Below are 17,744 nucleotides of genomic sequence, written 5' to 3' on the forward strand. Positions count from 1 at the left end.
CGCCATCAACGATCTGCCCGCGGGCCTGCTGCTGGACCTCTACGCCTACGCGGGCGGGCGCCCCGACGCGTACTTCGATCCCGATGGCGCGGCCAGACTCACCTACTACCTCATCGACACCGAGCCGGGCGTGTACAAGGCCAGCGGCGTGACGGCCCGCTGGGCCTTCTGGCTGCGCGACATGGGCGGCGCCAACGCCCTCACGCAGGTGCTCTACGACCCGCGCGGCGGCTTCCTCGGCTCCTCCGCCAACCCGCTGGGCGCCTCCTCCAAAGCCTATGCGCAGTGGACTTCGTCCCAGCCCAACACACAGGGCACCGTCCAGGCCTTCGTGTCCTACTACGTCAAGGACATGCTCTCGCCCGACAGCTTCACGCAGGAGATCGACGATGCCGCCGCCCTGCAGCTGCTGGAGGACCTGCAGACCTTCGGTGACGTCACGCGCAAGTACATCGCGGCGGCGTGCTCGGGCGGCAACGCGGCAGGAGGGGCCGATTACCAGCTCGTGCTGCCGAGCGTGAAGCTGCGCGGGGTCACGCTCTCACCGGGGGGCATCGCAGGGCTCAACGACGAGCCGGGTGGGCAACGCATCGATCAAGGCGCCGATAGCCTGACGTGCCAGCAGGCGATGACGCCCGAGCGCGCCTTCCAACGGCTCAAGCGCGCGGTGCAGATCAAGGAGTCCGGCGGGATGGACTGCAGCAAGACGGGCTGCGCCGCGTTGGCGCAGAACCCCGCAGGCACACCGGCCAGCTACGGCTCCACCCAGTTCGTGGTCTCCACCTTCGTGGACCGAATGCTGACGTTCTCGGATGTGCGCAAACCCAGCACGAACCCGAACCTGGTCTATCAAACCTTGTTCAACAGCCAGGCGAATCTGAGCGAGGAGGAGAAGAAGGCCTTGGGGTTCCTTGATGCGCAGGGGCAGGACACGGGATTGAGGCAGCGCTTGGACCAGGCGCTGCAGCATGCCGTCTACGTCCTGGGTGGAACCTACAAGGGACAACGTATTGTGGGTTGGAGAACCCGTTTGACGGCGAACACGCCGATCGACCCCGCCAGCGACAGCCAAGTGCAGCAGTTCGCCAAGGAAACAGGCTTCAGCCACACGCCCGGCAGCACGAGCAGTGAGGCGTACGGTATGTACGTCAGGATGGTGAGGTGGGCGAAGATGTTTGATTTGATGAATGAGCTTCGCAAGACCGCCAGAGGAAGCCCCGATGAAGCCTATGCATTGCTGAGAAAAGAAAGCCTTAAGGAGCAGGCGCAAGGCGTTGCCACGACAAAGGAACAGCAATTCGATGCACTGCTGGCCAATTTGGGGATCACGCGCGACGGGTTTCGTCTCTATCTGAAGCAGCCTGCGAACTGGAACGAAGGTTGGCAGGGCTTTGCTTCAGCTGCCGTCTTCACGGACAAAACGCTCAAGGCGATGCTATTAGATGCGCCAAGTGCCTTGTTCAAGAGCCGACAGAAATTCGATCTGATCTCCGACCGCGAGATTCGATGGAAGTACGCGGCGTACAGAGTCAAGTACCCCAATGAGACGGAAGAAGACATCGTGGCGCGCATCGGCTACTTCCATAACGCGGGTTCGGACGCCACGACCTTGTCGATGGCGCGGAATTTTGGGTATGCGAAGGGATTGGTGGGCATCTGGAGCAATACCGCCAAAATGCCCTGCGACGTCATGAACGCGCCACGACTGGCACTCGACCCCATCAAATCGACGCAATAGGAGAAGCGTAATGACACCAACTGCTTGGATATCGATCGCCACGACGTTGTTGATCGTTGCCTCGGGACCCGTGCAGGGGCAGGAGCCGTCAAACCCTTCGAACACCGAAGCCACGGGGTTGACGATCGATCTGCCCGCGTGCAGACGGGACATGAAAGCTTGGAAGTTGTTTTCTCCGGGAAAACTCGATGTTGACCCGAGACTATGGAACGACCCCTATTTCAAGCAACGGATCAAAGAGTCCGATGCGCGATGGCGCAAGGAGGATGTCATCGACGTAACTTGGGTCGACATCGACGGTGATGGCTGGTGCGATGCGATCGTCTCGAGCGACAAGGAGCCGTACGGAAACGTGAAGGGCAAGCCCATCTTGCTGTTCCAACCGCGAGAAATCCATTTGCGAACAGCGCAGGGCTTCAAGCCCTTTGGGGGAGGAAAACACTCGATTGACTACGAAGGCAGCTCTTTCACGGTTTACTGGGACACCGAATCCCACTCCGCCGCCATCTACTCGCGCATATGGCAAGGCAATCTCATTGCGGGGCTGGGGCCCGGCGACGACGCCTTTCATTTCCGCCAGATGATGCGCGCCTCGTTCGCCGCTCACAAAGCCGGCAACGTCGATGAAGAGAGTCAATACGCCACCGAGGTCGAGCCCTTCCTCTATACCTCCAGGTACCTGCCCCGTGCGGTGGTCAAGCGCATCTGGGCCGAAGAGGCCCAACGCGCAGGGGTGGATTTGGCGTTTCCCTACGCCGATTGAGCGTCGAGGTGTTGGGCCCAGCGAAAGAGGCCGCGGCGTGTCCCTCGCACGCAGACCACCAATCACGCCCTTGGGGCGCCACTAGAATGGCCCGCTCTTTTTCGCCATTCCCATCCCTTAGGAGCGACCGATGAGCGCACTCGCCAAGCTCAAGCAACTGGGCATCACCCTGCCCCCCGTGGCCACCCCGGCCGCCGCCTACGTGCCCTTCGTGCAGACCGGCCAGTTGGTGTTCATCAGCGGCAACATCGCCCGCAAGGACGGCAAGGCCTGGGTCGGCCAGCTGGGCCTGACCATGGAAACCGACGAGGGCAAGGAGGCCGCGCGCAGCATCGCCATCGCCCTCATGGGCACGCTGCAGGCCGCCTGCCAGGCTTCGGGCAAGACGCTGGACGACGTCAAGCGCATCGTCAAGGTGCTGAGCCTGGTCAACAGCACGCCCACCTACACCGAGCAGCACCTGGTCACCAACGGCTGCAGCGAGCTGCTGGGCGAGGTGTTCGGCGACGCCGGCCAGCATGCGCGCAGCGCTTTCGGTGTGGCGCAGCTCCCCATGGGGGCCTGCGTGGAGATCGAGCTGATCGCGGAGCTGAACTGAGGCTCAGCGCTTGAGGTTCAGCGTTGGCGGCGCGCGTTCGCGCGCCGCACCTGCCGGCTCTGGCCGGCGGCTTGCTTCGCCTTCTCCCGGTCCGCGCGCCGCTGGGTGAAGTACCTCGTGGCGTAGCGGGACACAGCGAACGCCAGCACCCCGAACGCGACCGCGATCACCACGCCGGTGAGCTCGCCAGATGGCATCGTTTCACTCCTGGGGCCCGCCCACGGCGCGCCCATAACCCGACAGAAACGCCTCGAAGCGCGCCAGTTCCTCGTCGAGCGCGCGCTTGAAGGCGGCATCGCGCGGCGCCCGGCCCGACACGAAACCCAGCTCGCGCACCAGGCGCCCGCGTTCCAGGCGCAGATTGGCCCAGCCCAGCACCTGTTCCCCCCACAGCAGCGGCAGCGCGTAGTGGCCCATGGTGCGCCGGGGCGCCGGCAGGTAGGCCTCGAAGCGGTAGGCCCAGCCCCACAGCATCTCGAAGCGGCGGCGGTCCCACACCACCGGATCGAAGGGAGCGAGCAGCCGCAGGCCTGTCCCGTCCGGCTGGTGGCGGCGCGAGGCGGGGTTTTCGTCGGCCGGCCAGAACCAGGTGGTGCCATCGACCACCGCGTGGCCGTAGCGCGTGCGCGCGGCCTGGGCGACGGCGCGGGCCTCGGCCGCGAGCTGCGGCGCGCCGTAGCGCAGCAGCGTGACCAGGTAGCCGAGGCTGGATGCGGGCAGCGGCGCGTAGAGGTTCACGATGGCGTCGACCAGCGCCTCGGCGCGCGCCCGGCGCGCGGCGGGACTGTCGTCCTGCGCGGCGTGCTCCATGGCCTCGTACAGCCGCGTGCCGCCTTCGCGCCGGCGCACGCGCAGCCAGCCGTGGTAGTGCATGTGGTCCAGCAGGCGCGTGCTGGCGTTCAGGTCGCCACCCCAGTAACCGGCCACGCGGCCGTGGTGGGCGAAGGCCTGGCCCACCTCGCGCGGGTGGGCCAGGCCGCGCTCGCGCACGAAATCGAGCACGGCCCGCGCGCGCTGGGTGGTGTCGGCATCCCAGGCCTGGCGCGGCGTGCGCGGGTGCAGCAGGGCCAGCATGCCGCGCGGCACGAAGCCGTAGTTGACGAAGGCGTCTTCCTCCAGGCCCAGGCGCTCGTAGCGGCGCTCCAGGTCGCCCGCGCGGTAGTCGCGCACGCGCTGGAACAGGATGAGGTCCTGCGCGCGCGCCGGCGCGCGCATGGGGTCGGCCTGCACGAAGCCCAGCCGGCGCACCGCGGCCGGCAGCGCCAGCGGCCTGAACAGGCTGCGCGCGATCGCGTGGCGGCGCAGCGCGTCGAGGGTCAGGGGCGTGGCCATCGGCAACGAAGGAAGGCGCCGGGGCCGCGCGGCTTACTCGACCCGCGTGACCCGTGAAGGCTTGAAGCCCAGGTCCGCCGCCTTGCCCTTGCGGCCGCGCGCGGCACGGGCGTTGTTCAGGCTGCGGATCTCCAAGGTTTCGTCGCGCTCCTTGCCGCCTCGGCCGATGCCTTCGATCTTCACGCTGCGGATGTAGGCGGCGGCGCCGGCCAAGGTGTCCTTGGGCTCCAGGTCGAGCAGCATCAGGCCGCGTCCGCCCTTGTCCATCTGCTTGAGTTCGGTGATCTCGAAGGTGAGGATGCGACCGCCCGTGGAGGCGCAGCACACGTGCGTGGCCGGCGCCAGCGGCTGGCCGCCCGAGGAGAAGGCCGCGTGCGAGGGCGCGCAGGGCGTCTCGCCCTCGCCCAGGCTGATGAAGGTCTTGCCGCCGCGCTGGCGCGACACCATGGACTCCACGGTGGCGATGAAGCCGTAGCCGCCACTGCTGGACAGCAGCAGCGCCGCGTTCGCGGGTCCCGCGAAGTAGTGCAGCGGCTGGGTGCCGCTTTCCAGGTCGATCAGCGTGGTGACGGGCTGGCCGTCGCCGCGCGCGCCGGGCAGGCTGGCCACGGGCACCGAATACACGCGGCCGTTGCTGCCGATCACGATGAGCACGTCCACCGTGCGGCATTCGAAGGTGCCGTAGAGACCGTCGCCGGCCTTGAAGGCGAACGCGGAGGCCTCGTGGCCGTGACCGGTGCGCGCGCGCACCCAGCCCTTGCTCGACACCACCACCGTCACGGGTTCGTCGACCACCTTGATCTCGGCCACGGCCTTCTTCTCGGCCTGGATCAGCGTGCGGCGCTCGTCCGCGAAGGCCTTGGTGTCGGCCTCGATCTCCTTGACCATCAGACGCTTGAGGCTGGCGGGGTTGGCGAGGATGTCCTCCAGCTTCGCCTGTTCCTCGCGCAGGTTCTTGAGCTCCTGCTCGATCTTGATCGCCTCCAGCCGCGCGAGCTGGCGCAGGCGGATCTCGAGGATGTCCTCGGCCTGGCGCTCGCTGAGCCGGAAGGCCTCGATCAGCGCGGCCTTGGGCTCGTCGCTGTGGCGGATGATGCGGATCACCTCGTCGATGTTCAGCAGCACGAGCTGCCGGCCTTCGAGGATGTGGATGCGGTCCAGCACCTTGTCGAGGCGGTGCTGGGAGCGGCGCGTGATGGTGGTCTGGCGGAATTCGATCCACTCCACCAGCATCTGCCGCAGCGATTTCTGCACCGGCCGGCCGTCGAGACCGATCACCGTGAGGTTGATCGAGGCCGAGGTTTCGAGGCTGGTGTGCGCGAGCAGCTGCGTGATGAGCTCCTGCTGCTCGATGCGGCTGCTCTTGGGCTCGAAGACCAGTCGCACCGGCGCGTCCTTGCTCGACTCGTCGCGCACGCCGTCGAGCACCGCGAGGATGCTGGCCTTGAGCTGGTTCTGCTCCTGCGTGAGCGCTTTCTTGCCGGTCTTGAGCTTGGGGTTGGTGAGCTCTTCGATCTCTTCCAGCACCTTCTGCGTGCTGGTGCCCGGCGGCAGCTCGGTCACCACCATCTGCCACTGGCCGCGCGCCAGGTCCTCGATCTTCCAGCGCGCCCGCACCTTGAGGCTGCCGCGGCCGCTGCGGTAGGCGTCGGCGATGTCGCCGGCCGGGCTGATGATCTGGCCGCCGCCCGGGTAGTCGGGGCCGGGGACCAGGGCGAACAGTTCTTCGTCGCTGAGCCTGGGGCTCTTGATCAGCGCCACGCAGGCCTCGGCGACCTCGCGCAGGTTGTGGCTGGGCACCTCGGTGGCCAGGCCCACGGCGATGCCGCTGGCGCCGTTGAGCAGGTTGAAGGGCAGGCGCGCGGGCAACTGCCGGGGCTCGGTGGTGGAGCCGTCGTAGTTGGGCACGAAGTCCACCGTGCCCTCGTCGATCTCGTCGAGCAGCAGGCCGCTGATCTTGGCCAGGCGGGCCTCGGTGTAGCGCATGGCCGCGGCGCCGTCGCCGTCGCGCGAGCCGAAGTTGCCCTGGCCGTCGATCAGCGGGTAGCGCTGCGCGAAGTCCTGCGCCATGCGCACCAGGGCGTCGTAGGCGGCCTGGTCGCCGTGCGGGTGGAAGCGGCCGAGCACGTCGCCGACCACGCGCGCACTTTTGACCGGGCGCGCGGCGGCGTTGCCGCTGTAGCCCAGGCCCATGCGCTCCATGCTGTAGAGGATGCGCCGCTGCACCGGCTTCTGGCCGTCGCACACGTCGGGCAGCGCGCGGCCCTTGACGACGGACAGCGCGTACTCGAGGTAGGCGCGCTGGGCGTAGGCCGCCAGGCTGTCGTCGGGTTCGGCCGCGGGCGCCAGCGGCAGTTCGGGGGTGTTCACATCAGACATCAGATATCCACCTCCACGGCGTCACCGTGAAGTTCCATGAGTTCGCGCCGCGCGGCGGCTTCGCCCTTGCCCATCAGCTGGGTGATGCGTGCCTCGGTGGTGGCGAAGTCGTGCGCGCCCAGGGTGACGGGCAGCAGGCGGCGGGTGTCGGGGTTGAGCGTGGTGTCCCAGAGTTGCTCGGCGCTCATCTCGCCCAGGCCCTTGAAGCGGCTGACCTGGCATTTTTCGGCCGGCACGCCTTCCTTGGCGGCCTTGTCGAGCGCGGCGTGCAACTCGCCCTCGTCCAGCGCGTACACCTTGGCCGCGGGCTTCTTGCCGCGCGCGGGAATGTCCACGCGGAACAGTGGCGGGCGCGCCACGTAGACGTTGCCCGATTCGATCAGTTTGGGGAAATGGCGGAAGAACAGCGTCAGCAGCAGCACCTGGATGTGCGAGCCGTCGACGTCGGCGTCGGACAGGATGCAGACCTTGCCGTAGCGCAGGCCGCTCAGGTCGGGCGAGTCGTTGGGGCCGTGCGGGTCGACGCCGATGGCGACCGCGATGTCGTGGATCTCGTTGTTGGCGAACAGGCGGTCGCGCTCCACCTCCCAGGTGTTGAGCACCTTGCCGCGCAGCGGCAGGATGGCCTGGCATTCCTTGTCGCGGCCCATCTTGGCGCTGCCGCCGGCCGAGTCGCCCTCGACCAGAAAGATCTCGTTGTGGCTGAGGTCGCGGCTTTCGCAGTCGGTGAGCTTGCCGGGCAGCACGGCCACGCCGCTGCCCTTGCGCTTCTCCACCTTCTGGCCCGCGCGCTGGCGCGTCTGCGCCGCCTTGATGGCCAGTTCGGCCAGCTTCTTGCCGTGTTCCACGTGCTGGTTGAGCCAGAGCTCCAGCGCCGGGCGCACGAAGCTGGAGACCAGGCGCACCGCGTCGCGCGAGTTCAGGCGCTCCTTGATCTGGCCCTGGAACTGCGGGTCGAGCACCTTGGCCGAGAGCACGTAGCTGGCGCGCGCGAACACGTCCTCGGGCAGCAGCTTCACACCCTTGGGCAGCAGGGCGTGCAGCTCGATGAAGCTTTTGACCGCCTGGAACAGGCCGTCGCGCAGGCCGCTGTCGTGCGTGCCGCCGGCGCTGGTGGGGATGAGGTTGACGTAGCTCTCGCGCACCGGCGCGCCGTCCTCGGTGAAGGCCACGCACCAGGCAGCGCCCTCGCCTTCGGCGAAGCTGTCGTGGCCGGCCTCGGCAAAGCCCTCGCCCTCGAACATGGGGATCACCGGATCGGCGGTGAGCGTCTGCTGCAGGTAGTCGCGCAGGCCGCCCTTGTACTGCCAGGTCTGGGTCTCCTTCGTCTTCTCGACCACCAGCTGCATGGTCACGCCGGGCATGAGCACGGCCTTGCTGCGCAGCAGGTGCACGAGCTCGTTCATGGGCAGCGCAGCCGATTCGAAGTACTTCGCATCGGGCCAGGCGCGCACCGAGGTGCCCTGCTTGCGGTCGCCCTCGCCGCGCGGTGCCACGGCCAGCGGCTCGATCACGTCACCGCCGGAGAAGGCCAGGCGCGCCACCTGGCCGTCTCGAAAGCTGGTGACCTCCAGCCGTTTGGACAGCGCGTTGGTCACGCTCACGCCCACGCCGTGCAGGCCGCCCGAAAAGCTGTAGGCGCCGCCCTTGCCCTTGTCGAACTTGCCGCCCGCGTGCAGGCGGGTGAACACCAGCTCGACCACCGGGGCCCGTTCCTCGGGGTGCAGGCCGAAGGGGATGCCCCGGCCCTCGTCTTCCACGCCGACCGAACCGTCGGCGTGCAGCGTGACCTTGATCTTCTTGCCGAACCCCGCCAGCGCCTCGTCGGCCGCGTTGTCCAGCACTTCCTGAATGATGTGCAGCGGGTTGTCGGTGCGGGTGTACATGCCCGGCCGCTGCTTGACCGGCTCCAGCCCCTTGAGGACGCGGATGGAGCCTTCCGAATAGGTGGAGGGGGTGCTTGCCATGGGCGCGGATTGTAGGGGCGGACGGCGAAAACCACTGGATGGATTCCCAGCCCTTCTGTCGGCGCGGGCCGGCGATGCCCTGCGCGCAACAAAAACGCGCAGAAATTTCAATCGCCCCTGCCTCCCCCGCGACGCCCGGGGCGAATGGCCCTTGGGCACAATCCGCCGATGACCTCCGCCACCCCGGGCGCTCCGCGCCTCTCCGCTACCCAGGTCCTGCTCTGCGGGGCCCTGATCGTCACCTTGTCCATGGGCATCCGCCACGGCTTCGGCCTGTGGCTGCAGCCCATCACCCAGGCCCAGGGCTGGACGCGCGAAACCTTCGCCTTCGCGCTGGCGGTGCAGAACCTGGCCTGGGGGGTGTTCGGCATCTTCGCCGGCATGGCGGCCGACCGCTTCGGCGCCTTCCGCGTGCTGCTGGTGTGCGCCGGCCTGTATGCCCTGGGCCTGGCGGGCATGGCGCTGTCCACGTCCACCCTGTCGTTCGCGCTCACCACGGGCGTGCTGATCGGCGCGGCCCAGGCCGGCACCACCTACGCCGTCATCTACGGCGTGATCGGCCGCCAGATCGCGGCCGAGCGCCGCTCCTGGGCCATGGGCGTGGCCGCGGCGGCCGGCTCCTTCGGCCAGTTCCTCATGGTGCCGGTGGAAGGCTGGCTGATCGCGGGGCTGGGCTGGCAGAACGCGCTGCTGGTGCTGGCGGTGGCGGTGCTGCTGATCGCGCCGCTGGCCGTGGGCCTGCGCGAGCCCGGTTTCGCGGGCAGCGCGCCGGCCAGGCGCGAGCAGACCATCGCCCAGGCCCTGCGCGAGGCCTTCCGGTACCGCAGCTTCCAGCTGCTGATGGCGGGCTATTTCGTCTGCGGCTTCCAGGTGGTGTTCATCGGCGTGCACATGCCCAGCTACCTCAAGGACAACGGGCTGTCGCCCCAGGTGGCCAGCTACGCGCTCGCGCTCATCGGCCTGTTCAACGTCATCGGCACCTACGCCGCCGGCGCGCTGGGCCAGCGCATCGCCAAGCGCCACATCCTGGCCTTCATCTACCTGGCGCGCGCGGTCGCCATCGCCTGCTTCCTGTGGGCGCCGCTCACGCCCCTGAGCGTCTACGTGTTCTCCTCGGTGATGGGCCTGCTGTGGCTGTCCACCATCCCGCCCACCAACGCCACCGTGGCGCAGATCTTCGGCGTGGCCCACTTGTCCATGCTGGGCGGCTTCGTCTTCTTCAGCCACCAGATCGGCAGTTTCCTGGGCGTGTGGCTGGGCGGCTACCTGTACGACCGGACCGGCAGCTACGACATCGTCTGGTACATCGCCATCGCCCTGGGCGTGTTCGCGGCCCTCGTGAACCTGCCGGTGCGCGAGGCGCCGATCCTGCGCGGGCCGCGGCGCGTGGGAGCCACCGCATGAGCCTGCTGCAGCGCGGCCTGGTCTGGAGCGCGGCGCTTGCGGGCCTGCTGGCCACGTTCGCGCTGTACCAGCGGCCCGACTTCCTCGTGGACCTCGCCGACCGGCTCTGGAGCTGCTTCTGATGCACGGCACGCTGGCGCCATCGGCCTGGGTGCGGCGCTGGTCCCACCTGGTGCCCGGGGGCGGCGCGGTGTTGGACGTGGCCTGCGGCCACGGCCGCCACCTGCGCTGGTTCGCGCAGCGCGGCCACCCGGTGACGGGCGTGGACCGGGACCCCGAGGCCATCGCCGCCATCCAGGGACTGGGCCGCGCCGTGCAGGCCGATATCGAGAACGGCCCCTGGCCCTTCGAGGGCCAGCGATTCGCCGGCGTGGTGGTCACCAACTACCTGTGGCGCTCGCTGATGCCCCACCTGCTGGACAGCGTGGCCGAGGGCGGCGTGCTGATCTACGAGACCTTCGCCATCGACCACGCCAGCGTCGGCAAGCCCTCGCGACCCGACTTCCTGCTGCGCCCCGGGGAACTGCTCACGGCGGCCAGCGGTCTTCGCATCGTGGCCTATGAAGACGGTTTCTGCGCGGCCCCCGACCGCTTCGTGCAGCGCCTGGCGGCGGTGCGCGAGACCCGTTCCCGCGAGGCAGCACCCGCCCGGTACCCCCTGGATGCCGCTGGGTAGAATGCTCCGCTTATCCGCCCCTCGAGGGCGTCCAGCGCGCGCCCGGCCGCGCTGACACACCGATCCGCCATGCAAATGATCACCGGCAGCATCGTGGCCCTGGCCACCCCGTTCAACCCCGACGGCAGCGTCGATTACCCCGGCCTTCGCAAGCTGGTCGACTGGCACATCGCCGAGGGCACCGACTGCATCGGCGTGGTCGGCACCACGGGCGAATCGCCCACGGTCACGGTGGAAGAGCACTGCGAAATCATCCGCGTATCGGTGGAGCAGGCCAACAAGCGCGTGCCCATCATGGCCGGCTGCGGCGCCAACTCCACGGCCGAGGCCATCAACCTCGCCAAGTTCGCGCGCGGCGTGGGGGCCGACTGCCAGCTGCAGGTGGTGCCCTACTACAACAAGCCCACGCAGGAAGGCCAGTTCCAGCATTTCAAGGCCATCGCCGAGGCCACGGGCGACCTGCCCATCGTGCTCTACAACGTGCCCGGCCGCACCGTGGCCGACATGCAGCTCGACACCGTGCTGCGCCTGAGCCAGGTCAAGGGCATCGTCGGCATCAAGGAAGCCACCGGCAACATCGAGCGCGCGCAGTGGCTCATCCGCGAGGCGCCGGCGGATTTCGCCATCTACTCGGGCGACGATCCCACCGCCGTCGCCCTCATGCTCTGTGGCGGCCACGGCAACGTGAGCGTCACCGCCAACATCGCGCCGCGCGCCATGCACGAGCTCTGCGTGGCCGCCGTCGCGGGCGACGCGAAGCAGGCCATGGCCATCCAGAAGCGCCTGCTGCCCCTGCACAAGCAGCTCTTCTGCGAATCCAACCCCATTCCGCTCAAGTGGGCCATGGCCCGCCTGGGCCTGTGCGGCGAGACCATGCGCCTGCCGCTCACGCCCATGTCGCGCCAGTACGTGCCGCAGGTCGAAGCCGCACTGCGCGAGTCCGGCCTGCTGACATGAAACACCCCCGCCGCGCTTCGCGCGTCCCCCTCAAGGGGGCGGCACCTGCGGCCTGGCAAAGCCAGTTCCGCGGTGCCACTCCACAAGGCACGCGCGCGGGACACTGAAGCCACCTTCCCGTTCTTCTGCCCTTACCCCTCATGCCGATGCGCTCATTCGCCCACTCCGCACGTCCGCTCTTTCGCCTCGGCCTGATCGCGTGCGCTGCGCTGCTCGCCACGGGTTGTTCCATCCTCAAAGAGGACAAGATCGACTACAAGACCGCGCAGGAAGGCAAACGGCTGGATGTGCCGCCCGACCTGACGCAGCTCAGCCGCGAGTCGCGCTACGTGGTGCCGGGCTCGGCCGTCACCGCCAGCGGCTTCCAGGCCGGCCAGGCCAATGCCGCCGCCGCACAGGGCAGCGGCACCGCCACCGTGGAGGTGGGCGACGTGCGCATCGAACGCGCCGGCTCGCAGCGCTGGCTGGTGGTCAACCGCCCGGCCGGCCAGCTGTGGGGCCCCATCCGCGACTTCTGGCAGGAGAACGGCTTCCTGCTCGAGACCGACCAGGAAACCCTGGGCATCATGGAAACCGACTGGGCCGAGAACCGCGCCAAGCTGCCGCAGGACATCATCCGGCGCACCATCGGCCGCCTGTTCGACAGCCTCTATTCCACCGGCGAGTACGACAAGTTCCGCACCCGGCTGGAGCGCAACGCCAGCGGCGGCACCGAGATCTACATCACCCACCGCGGCATGGTCGAGGTCTATGCCAACCAGCGCGAGAACCAGACCGCGTGGCAGCCCCGCCCGGCCGACCCGGAGCTCGAAGCCGAATTCCTGCGCCGCCTGATGGTCAAGCTCGGCGTGAGCGAGACCCAGGCCCAAGCGGTGGCCGCCACCGCGCCCACGAAGTCGCAGGCCGCGCGCGTGACCACGGTGAACAACCGGCCGGCGCTGCAGTTCGAGGACAACTTCGACCGCGCCTGGCGCCGCGTGGGCCTGTCGCTGGACCGCAGCGGCTTCACGGTGGAAGACCGCAACCGCAGCGAAGGCACCTACTTCGTGCGCTACGTGGAGCCGGCCAAGCCGGGTGAGAAGCCCGGCTTCTTCGCCCGCATGTTCGGCGCCGACGACAAGCAGCCCACGCCGCAGCGCTACCGCATCGTCGTCAAGAGCGAGGCCGAGCTGACCACGGTGTCGGTGCTCGACGCGCAGGGCCAGCCCGACGGCTCGGCGAATGCGCAGCGCATCGTGCAGCTGCTGGCCGCGGATCTGTAATCCCCCCGCCGCGCTTGGCGCGCGGCCTTACAGGCCCAAGGTGGTTGGCGCGAAGGCCGGCCGCCCCTTCATCCACCACTCGTCCAGGCGCTCGTGCAGCGCCACGCGGCGCTCGGGCGCGCGGCTGGCCACGAGGCTGCAGCGCACCGGGTCCAGACGCTCCAGCGTCCAGTCCGCGGTCCAGATCACGCCGGGCAGCTCGTGCGGCGAGGTCTGTGGCACGGCGTGGGCCTCGATCAGGTGGGCCCAGGTGGTGCGCCAGGCCGTGAAGCGCGGGTGCAGGGTGCGCAAGGCGCTGAAGTCGCGCGCCAGCAGGCGCATGCGGCGCCCCCGCTGGGCCCAGGCGTTCAGCGCCGCGATAACCGAGCGCTCCCCGAGCGGCCAGTCGGCGAAGTCATCGTCCACCAGCCAGAGCATCGGCCAGGCCTGCGAGGCCGCCGCGCCGATGCCCTGGCGCACCGCATCGGCAAAGGCCACGCGCCCGACCAGCCGGCCTTCGGGCAATTCCACCGGGTCGGGCGCGGGGCTGTCGCGGGCTTCGGCGTCGGACATGGGCTTTCCTCGCTCACTCGGTGTCGTGGTGCAGCCAGCCGGCCTCGAACCAGTCGGCCAGCACGGCCTGGGCCTCGGCGCTGGCCCGTCGGGTGTCGTCCGCGCTCAAGCGTCGCTGGTCGGCCAGGCGGCGCATGAGGCGCGCGTCGGCGCCGCCGGCGCGCAGGCCCTCGCCATTGATGAACACGTGGCGGTCGTCGTACATCATGCGCGTGCGCCGATCCAGCCGCAAGGCGCCGGGCGCCCAGGCGCTGGCGGGCTCGTCGAACCAGGTGTGGGGCTTGGGCTCGGTCATCACCTCGCCCAGGGCCAGCGCCAGCGCCTCGCGCTCGCCCAGCAGGCGCTGCAGCGCGTCGGCCGCGAAGGCCTGCAGGCCCTCGGGCAGCCGGGCGGGCTGCGCGGTGGCGGCCTGCGCCGGGTCGCGGTAGAGGGTGTCGTCCTCCAGCGCGTCGGCCATGCGCTGCAGCAGTTCGCCGGCCAGGCCACCGCGCTGCGGCGCGCGAAAGCCGATCGAGCAGGTCATGCAATCGCCGCCCACGGCCTCGCCGTCGTGCGCCCAGCGCGGTGGCAGGTAGAGCATGTCGCCGGGCTCCAGCACGAACTCCTCTTCCGGCTCGAAGTGCTGGAGGATCTTGAGCGGCACGCCGGGCCGCAGGCTCAGGTCCTTCTGGCGGCCGATGCGCCAGCGCCGCCGGCCCGTGGCCTGCAACAGGAAGACGTCGTAGCTGTCGAAGTGCGGACCCACGCCGCCGCCCTCGCTGGCCCAGGACACCATGAGGTCGTCCAGCCGCGCGTCGGGCACGAAGCGGAAGCGCTGCAGCAGCGCGTGCGCGGCGTCGCTGTGCAGGTCCACGCCCTGCACCAGCAGCGTCCAGCGCGGCCGGTTCTGCGGCGGCAGCGCGCGCCGAGCGAACGGGCCGTGGCGCAGACGCCAGCCGGCGCGGGCGTGCTCGACGAGCCGCGACTCGACACCCTCCCGCCCGGCCAGCTCGAACAGGGCGGCGCGCGCCAGCGGCGGTTGGAAGCCCGGGATGGCCTGGCGGATCAGCAAGGGCTTCTTCTGCCAGTGGCGGCGCATGAAGCGCTCGGGGCTGAGGCCGCCGAGCAGGGCCAGCGGTTCGTCGGACAGGGGGGCGGTGCTCGGGCCGGTGTTGGGGCTCATGGGAGAATTGTCCGATGAAATCCGACGCCGCTTCCCCGATGGCCGTGACGCCCCAGTGCGTCGTGGCGCTCTCCTGGACCCTGAAGGACACGCTGGGCGAGGAACTCGACGTGCTGGAGGAGCCGGTCGAGTTCCTCGTCGGCGGCAACGACCTGCTCGGCAAGATCGAAGAGGCCCTGCAGGGCCACGTGGCCGGCGACACGCTGGACTTGCACCTGGAGCCGCTCGACGCCTTCGGCGACTACGACGACCAGCTGCTGTTCCTGGAGCCGCGCGACCGCTTCCCCGAGCAGCTGGAAGAGGGCATGGGCTTCGAGGGCCTGCCCCCCGGCTGCAACCCCGCCGCGCCGCGCGACCGCCTCTTCTTCGTGAGCGACATCTACCCCGACCACGTGGTGCTCGACGGCAACCACCCGCTCGCGGGCATCGCCATCCGCATCCACCTCAAGCTGCACGCGGTGCGCGAGGCCACGGAGGAAGAGATCGGTCAGGGCACGCTGGGGGCGGGCTTCTTTCGCACCCAGCTCGACGTGACGGACCCGGCGCAGTCGCCGCCGGTCCCGCCGACCCTGCACTGACAAGAAACACCCCCGCCGCGCTTCGCGCCCCCCTCAAGGGGGCGGCGCCTGCGGCCCGGCAAAGCCGGTTCCGCGGCGCCTCTTGGTTGCGTGGCTGGTGCGGCGGAAGTTTTTCAGCCTCGTCCCGTCGAGCCGTAGCCGCCCGCGCCGCGGGCGCTCTCGGCCGCGAAGTCGTCGACCACGTTGAAGCGCGCCTGCACCACGGGCACGATGACCATCTGCGCCAGGCGCTCCATGGGCTCGATGGTGAAGGCCACGTCGCTGCGGTTCCAGGCGCTCACCATGAGCTGGCCCTGGTAGTCGCTGTCGATCAGGCCAACGAGGTTGCCCAGCACGATGCCGTGTTTGTGGCCCAGGCCCGAGCGCGGCAGGATCAGCGCCGCGTAGCCCGGGTCGGCCAGGTGGATGGCCAGGCCGGTGGGCACCAGTTGCCAGGCGTTGGGCGCCAGGTGCAGCGGGGCGTCCAGGCAGGCGCGCAGGTCCAGCCCGGCGCTGCCCGGCGTGGCGTAGGCGGGCAACTGGCCCGCCATGCGCGGGTCGAGGATCTTGACGTCGATCTGCATGCGCTCGGTCTCAGTTGCCTTTGGGTTTCAGCGCGTCTTCCAGCGCCTTGTTCGGGTCGACCTCCGCCGGCGCCGCTTCTTCTGGCTCGGGCTTGAGCCCGTCGGCGGACGGCTCTGCCGACGGCGTCTCTTCCTCCGTGCCGTAGCCGCTGTCCTCGGACGGCGGCGCCATCTCGCGCAGCATCTCCTGCACGGTCGCGTTGTCCACCTTGACGGGTTTGCCCAGGCTGCCGACCACGATGCCCGGGTTGAGCATGACCACGGCGACCATGATCAGTTGAAGGACGATGAAGGCGATCGAGCCCTTGTAGATCTGCGCCGTGGTGACCGCCGGGATCAGCTGACCGGTGACCTTGTCCGTGTAGTCCTGGCGCGCGGCGACGCTGCGCAGGTAGAACAGCGCGAAGCCGAAGGGCGGCGTGAGGAAGGAGGTCTGCATGTTCATCGCGAGGATCACGCCGAACCAGATCAGGTTGATGTCCAGGCTCTGGGCCACGGGCACCAGCAACGGCACCACGATGAAGGCGATCTCGAAGAAGTCGATGAACATGCCCAGCACGAATACCAGGAAGTTCACGACGATCAGGAAGCCTATCTGTCCGCCGGGCAGCTTGTCGAACAGGTGCTCGACCCAGATGTGGCCATCGGCGGCGTTGAAGGTGAAGCTGAAGACCGTGGAGCCGATCAGGATGAACAGCACGAAGATGGACAGCTTGGTGGTGCTCTCCAGCGCTTCGCGCAGCAGCTGGAGGCTCAGCGTGCGCCGGCCCGCGGCCATGATGAGGGCGCCCAGCGCGCCCATGGCGCCGCCTTCGGTGGGCGTGGCCACGCCCAGGAAGATGGTGCCCAGCACGAGGAAGATCAGCACCAGCGGCGGGATGAGCACGAAGGTGACCTGCTCGGCCAGGCGCGAGAGCAGGCCCAGGCGAAACAGGCGGTTGAGCAGCGCCAGCACCAGCGCGAGCACCGATGCGACGCTGATGGACATGATCACCACCTCGTCGCCACCGGGCGCCATCTGGCGACCGATCAGGGGGTTGATGATGGCCTCGTGGTTGCGGGCCCAGATCCAGCCGGCCACCGCGCAGATCACCAGCAGCACCAGCAGCGAGCGGTGGCCCGAGGCGCCGCTGGGCTCCGAGTAGATGCGCGCTTCCTTGGGCAGCGCCGGCACCCACTTGGGCAGCACGATGGCCACCACGGCAATGAACAACAGGTACAGGCCCACGAGCATCAGACCCGGGACCAGCGCGCCGGCGTACATGTCGCCCACCGAACGGCCCATCTGGTCGGCCAGCACGATCAGCACCAGCGAGGGGGGGATGGCCTGCGCCAAGGTGCCCGAGGCCGTGATGGTGCCCATGGCGATGGTGCGGTTGTACCCGTAGCGCAGCATGATGGGCAGCGAGATCAGGCCCATGGAGATCACGGCGGCGGCGACCACGCCGGTGGTGGCCGCGAGCAGCGCGCCCACGAGAATCACCGCCACGGCCAGGCCACCGCGCACCGGGCCGAACACCTGGGCCACGGTCGACAGCAGCGCCTCGGCCATGCGGCTGCGCTCCAGGATGATGCCCATGAGTGTGAAGAACGGGATGGCCAGCAGCGTCTCGTTCTGCATGATCCCGAACACGCGCAGCGGCAGGGCCTGGAATAGGCCGGACGGAAAGAGCCCGATCTCCATGCCGACGTAGCCGAAGAACAGGCCTGTGGCCGCGAGGGCGAAGGCGACCGGGAAGCCCGACAGCAGGAAGGCCAGCAGGCCACCGAACAGCAAGGGCACAAAATTGTGGGTGAGGAATTCGACCATGGT

17 protein-coding genes are annotated in these 17,744 nt (G+C 69.0%); 9 read left to right on the forward strand and 8 right to left on the reverse strand.

Annotated elements, in window-relative coordinates; all coding sequences use genetic code 11:
- The 3 genes from DY262_RS21755 to DY262_RS05805 form a co-directional block, all read left to right on the forward strand.
- On the forward strand, positions 1–1,738 hold a 1,738-nt coding region (locus DY262_RS21755), incomplete at its 5' end, for a hypothetical protein (RefSeq protein WP_181936431.1).
- Between the two features lie 10 nt (positions 1,739–1,748).
- The gene (locus DY262_RS05800) at positions 1,749–2,501 is read left to right on the forward strand and encodes a hypothetical protein (RefSeq protein WP_116958027.1); all 753 of its coding nucleotides are present in this window, start codon (positions 1,749–1,751) and stop codon (positions 2,499–2,501) included.
- Between the two features lie 130 nt (positions 2,502–2,631).
- The gene (locus DY262_RS05805; RefSeq protein WP_116958028.1) at positions 2,632–3,099 is read left to right on the forward strand and encodes a RidA family protein; all 468 of its coding nucleotides are present in this window, start codon (positions 2,632–2,634) and stop codon (positions 3,097–3,099) included.
- 17 nt (positions 3,100–3,116) lie between these two features.
- On the opposite strand, the gene DY262_RS05810 is transcribed toward DY262_RS05805, so the two are convergent.
- The 4 genes from DY262_RS05810 to DY262_RS05825 are packed head-to-tail and all read right to left on the reverse strand — an operon-like array spanning position 3,117 to position 8,777.
- Positions 3,117–3,296, reverse strand: a complete 180-nt coding sequence (locus DY262_RS05810; RefSeq protein WP_147326183.1) for a hypothetical protein — start codon at positions 3,294–3,296, stop codon at positions 3,117–3,119.
- Positions 3,297–3,300: 4 nt separating this feature from the next.
- On the reverse strand, positions 3,301–4,431 hold the full coding sequence (locus DY262_RS05815; protein ID WP_116958030.1) for a DNA glycosylase AlkZ-like family protein: 1,131 nt from the start codon (positions 4,429–4,431) through the stop codon (positions 3,301–3,303).
- Positions 4,432–4,464: 33 nt separating this feature from the next.
- Positions 4,465–6,810, reverse strand: a complete 2,346-nt coding sequence (parC, locus tag DY262_RS05820) for a DNA topoisomerase IV subunit A (RefSeq protein WP_116958031.1) — start codon at positions 6,808–6,810, stop codon at positions 4,465–4,467.
- Complete coding sequence (locus DY262_RS05825; protein ID WP_116958032.1) at positions 6,810–8,777, reverse strand: DNA topoisomerase IV subunit B; 1,968 nt, start codon at positions 8,775–8,777, stop codon at positions 6,810–6,812. The genes parC and DY262_RS05825 overlap by 1 nt, the downstream gene beginning before the upstream one ends.
- Before the next feature lie 168 nt (positions 8,778–8,945).
- On the opposite strand from DY262_RS05825, the gene DY262_RS05830 reads away from it, so the two are divergent.
- The 5 genes from DY262_RS05830 (at position 8,946) to bamC (ending at position 13,076) form a co-directional block, all read left to right on the forward strand.
- Positions 8,946–10,181 carry an MFS transporter gene (locus tag DY262_RS05830; RefSeq protein ID WP_116958033.1) on the forward strand — a complete coding sequence of 412 codons (1,236 nt, stop codon included), beginning with the start codon at positions 8,946–8,948 and terminating at the stop codon, positions 10,179–10,181.
- Entirely contained in the window at positions 10,178–10,303 is a 126-nt protein-coding gene (locus DY262_RS22130; RefSeq protein WP_281272905.1) for a hypothetical protein, read from the forward strand. Before DY262_RS05830 ends, DY262_RS22130 begins: the two co-directional genes overlap by 4 nt.
- On the forward strand, positions 10,303–10,857 hold the full coding sequence (locus DY262_RS05835) for a class I SAM-dependent methyltransferase (RefSeq protein ID WP_181936432.1): 555 nt from the start codon (positions 10,303–10,305) through the stop codon (positions 10,855–10,857). Before DY262_RS22130 ends, DY262_RS05835 begins: the two co-directional genes overlap by 1 nt.
- 69 nt (positions 10,858–10,926) lie before the next feature.
- Positions 10,927–11,814 carry a 4-hydroxy-tetrahydrodipicolinate synthase gene (dapA, locus tag DY262_RS05840; RefSeq protein ID WP_116958034.1) on the forward strand — a complete coding sequence of 296 codons (888 nt, stop codon included), beginning with the start codon at positions 10,927–10,929 and terminating at the stop codon, positions 11,812–11,814.
- 146 nt (positions 11,815–11,960) lie between these two features.
- Positions 11,961–13,076, forward strand: a complete 1,116-nt coding sequence (gene bamC / locus DY262_RS05845; RefSeq protein ID WP_116958506.1) for an outer membrane protein assembly factor BamC — start codon at positions 11,961–11,963, stop codon at positions 13,074–13,076.
- Positions 13,077–13,103: 27 nt separating this feature from the next.
- Here bamC and DY262_RS05850 read toward each other — a convergent pair whose 3' ends face one another.
- Positions 13,104–13,628, reverse strand: a complete 525-nt coding sequence (locus DY262_RS05850; protein WP_116958035.1) for a hypothetical protein — start codon at positions 13,626–13,628, stop codon at positions 13,104–13,106.
- A gap of 13 nt (positions 13,629–13,641) precedes the next feature.
- Positions 13,642–14,790 (reverse strand): JmjC domain-containing protein, encoded by a 1,149-nt coding sequence (locus DY262_RS05855; protein ID WP_116958036.1) that lies wholly within the window; start codon positions 14,788–14,790, stop codon positions 13,642–13,644.
- A gap of 38 nt (positions 14,791–14,828) precedes the next feature.
- Between DY262_RS05855 and DY262_RS05860 the strand changes: the two genes are divergently transcribed.
- Positions 14,829–15,368 (forward strand): FKBP-type peptidyl-prolyl cis-trans isomerase, encoded by a 540-nt coding sequence (locus DY262_RS05860; protein WP_116958037.1) that lies wholly within the window; start codon positions 14,829–14,831, stop codon positions 15,366–15,368.
- Positions 15,369–15,481: 113 nt separating this feature from the next.
- Here DY262_RS05860 and dut read toward each other — a convergent pair whose 3' ends face one another.
- Entirely contained in the window at positions 15,482–15,931 is a 450-nt protein-coding gene (gene dut / locus DY262_RS05865) for a dUTP diphosphatase (protein WP_070398791.1), read from the reverse strand.
- A gap of 10 nt (positions 15,932–15,941) precedes the next feature.
- Positions 15,942–17,741: a TRAP transporter large permease gene (locus DY262_RS05870; protein WP_116958507.1), complete on the reverse strand. Its 1,800-nt coding sequence runs from the start codon at positions 17,739–17,741 to the stop codon at positions 15,942–15,944.
- Positions 17,742–17,744: the final 3 nt, after the last annotated feature.

The sequence above is a fragment of the Hydrogenophaga borbori genome, from assembly GCF_003417535.1.
GTDB lineage: Bacteria > Pseudomonadota > Gammaproteobacteria > Burkholderiales > Burkholderiaceae_C > Hydrogenophaga > Hydrogenophaga borbori.

Coding starts and splice junctions, on each gene's coding strand:
- DY262_RS05855 (WP_116958036.1), bottom strand. CDS start 14,790: ATGAGCCCCAACACCGGCCCGAGCACCGCCCCCCTGTCCGACGAACCG.
- DY262_RS05850 (WP_116958035.1), bottom strand. CDS start 13,628: ATGTCCGACGCCGAAGCCCGCGACAGCCCCGCGCCCGACCCGGTGGAA.
- DY262_RS05825 (WP_116958032.1), bottom strand. CDS start 8,777: ATGGCAAGCACCCCCTCCACCTATTCGGAAGGCTCCATCCGCGTCCTC.
- DY262_RS05815 (WP_116958030.1), bottom strand. CDS start 4,431: ATGGCCACGCCCCTGACCCTCGACGCGCTGCGCCGCCACGCGATCGCG.
- DY262_RS05860 (WP_116958037.1), top strand. CDS start 14,829: ATGGCCGTGACGCCCCAGTGCGTCGTGGCGCTCTCCTGGACCCTGAAG.
- DY262_RS05805 (WP_116958028.1), top strand. CDS start 2,632: ATGAGCGCACTCGCCAAGCTCAAGCAACTGGGCATCACCCTGCCCCCC.
- DY262_RS05800 (WP_116958027.1), top strand. CDS start 1,749: ATGACACCAACTGCTTGGATATCGATCGCCACGACGTTGTTGATCGTT.
- DY262_RS22130 (WP_281272905.1), top strand. CDS start 10,178: ATGAGCCTGCTGCAGCGCGGCCTGGTCTGGAGCGCGGCGCTTGCGGGC.
- dut (WP_070398791.1), bottom strand. CDS start 15,931: ATGCAGATCGACGTCAAGATCCTCGACCCGCGCATGGCGGGCCAGTTG.
- DY262_RS05870 (WP_116958507.1), bottom strand. CDS start 17,741: ATGGTCGAATTCCTCACCCACAATTTTGTGCCCTTGCTGTTCGGTGGC.
- parC (WP_116958031.1), bottom strand. CDS start 6,810: ATGTCTGATGTGAACACCCCCGAACTGCCGCTGGCGCCCGCGGCCGAA.
- DY262_RS05810 (WP_147326183.1), bottom strand. CDS start 3,296: ATGCCATCTGGCGAGCTCACCGGCGTGGTGATCGCGGTCGCGTTCGGG.
- DY262_RS05835 (WP_181936432.1), top strand. CDS start 10,303: ATGCACGGCACGCTGGCGCCATCGGCCTGGGTGCGGCGCTGGTCCCAC.
- bamC (WP_116958506.1), top strand. CDS start 11,961: ATGCGCTCATTCGCCCACTCCGCACGTCCGCTCTTTCGCCTCGGCCTG.
- dapA (WP_116958034.1), top strand. CDS start 10,927: ATGCAAATGATCACCGGCAGCATCGTGGCCCTGGCCACCCCGTTCAAC.
- DY262_RS05830 (WP_116958033.1), top strand. CDS start 8,946: ATGACCTCCGCCACCCCGGGCGCTCCGCGCCTCTCCGCTACCCAGGTC.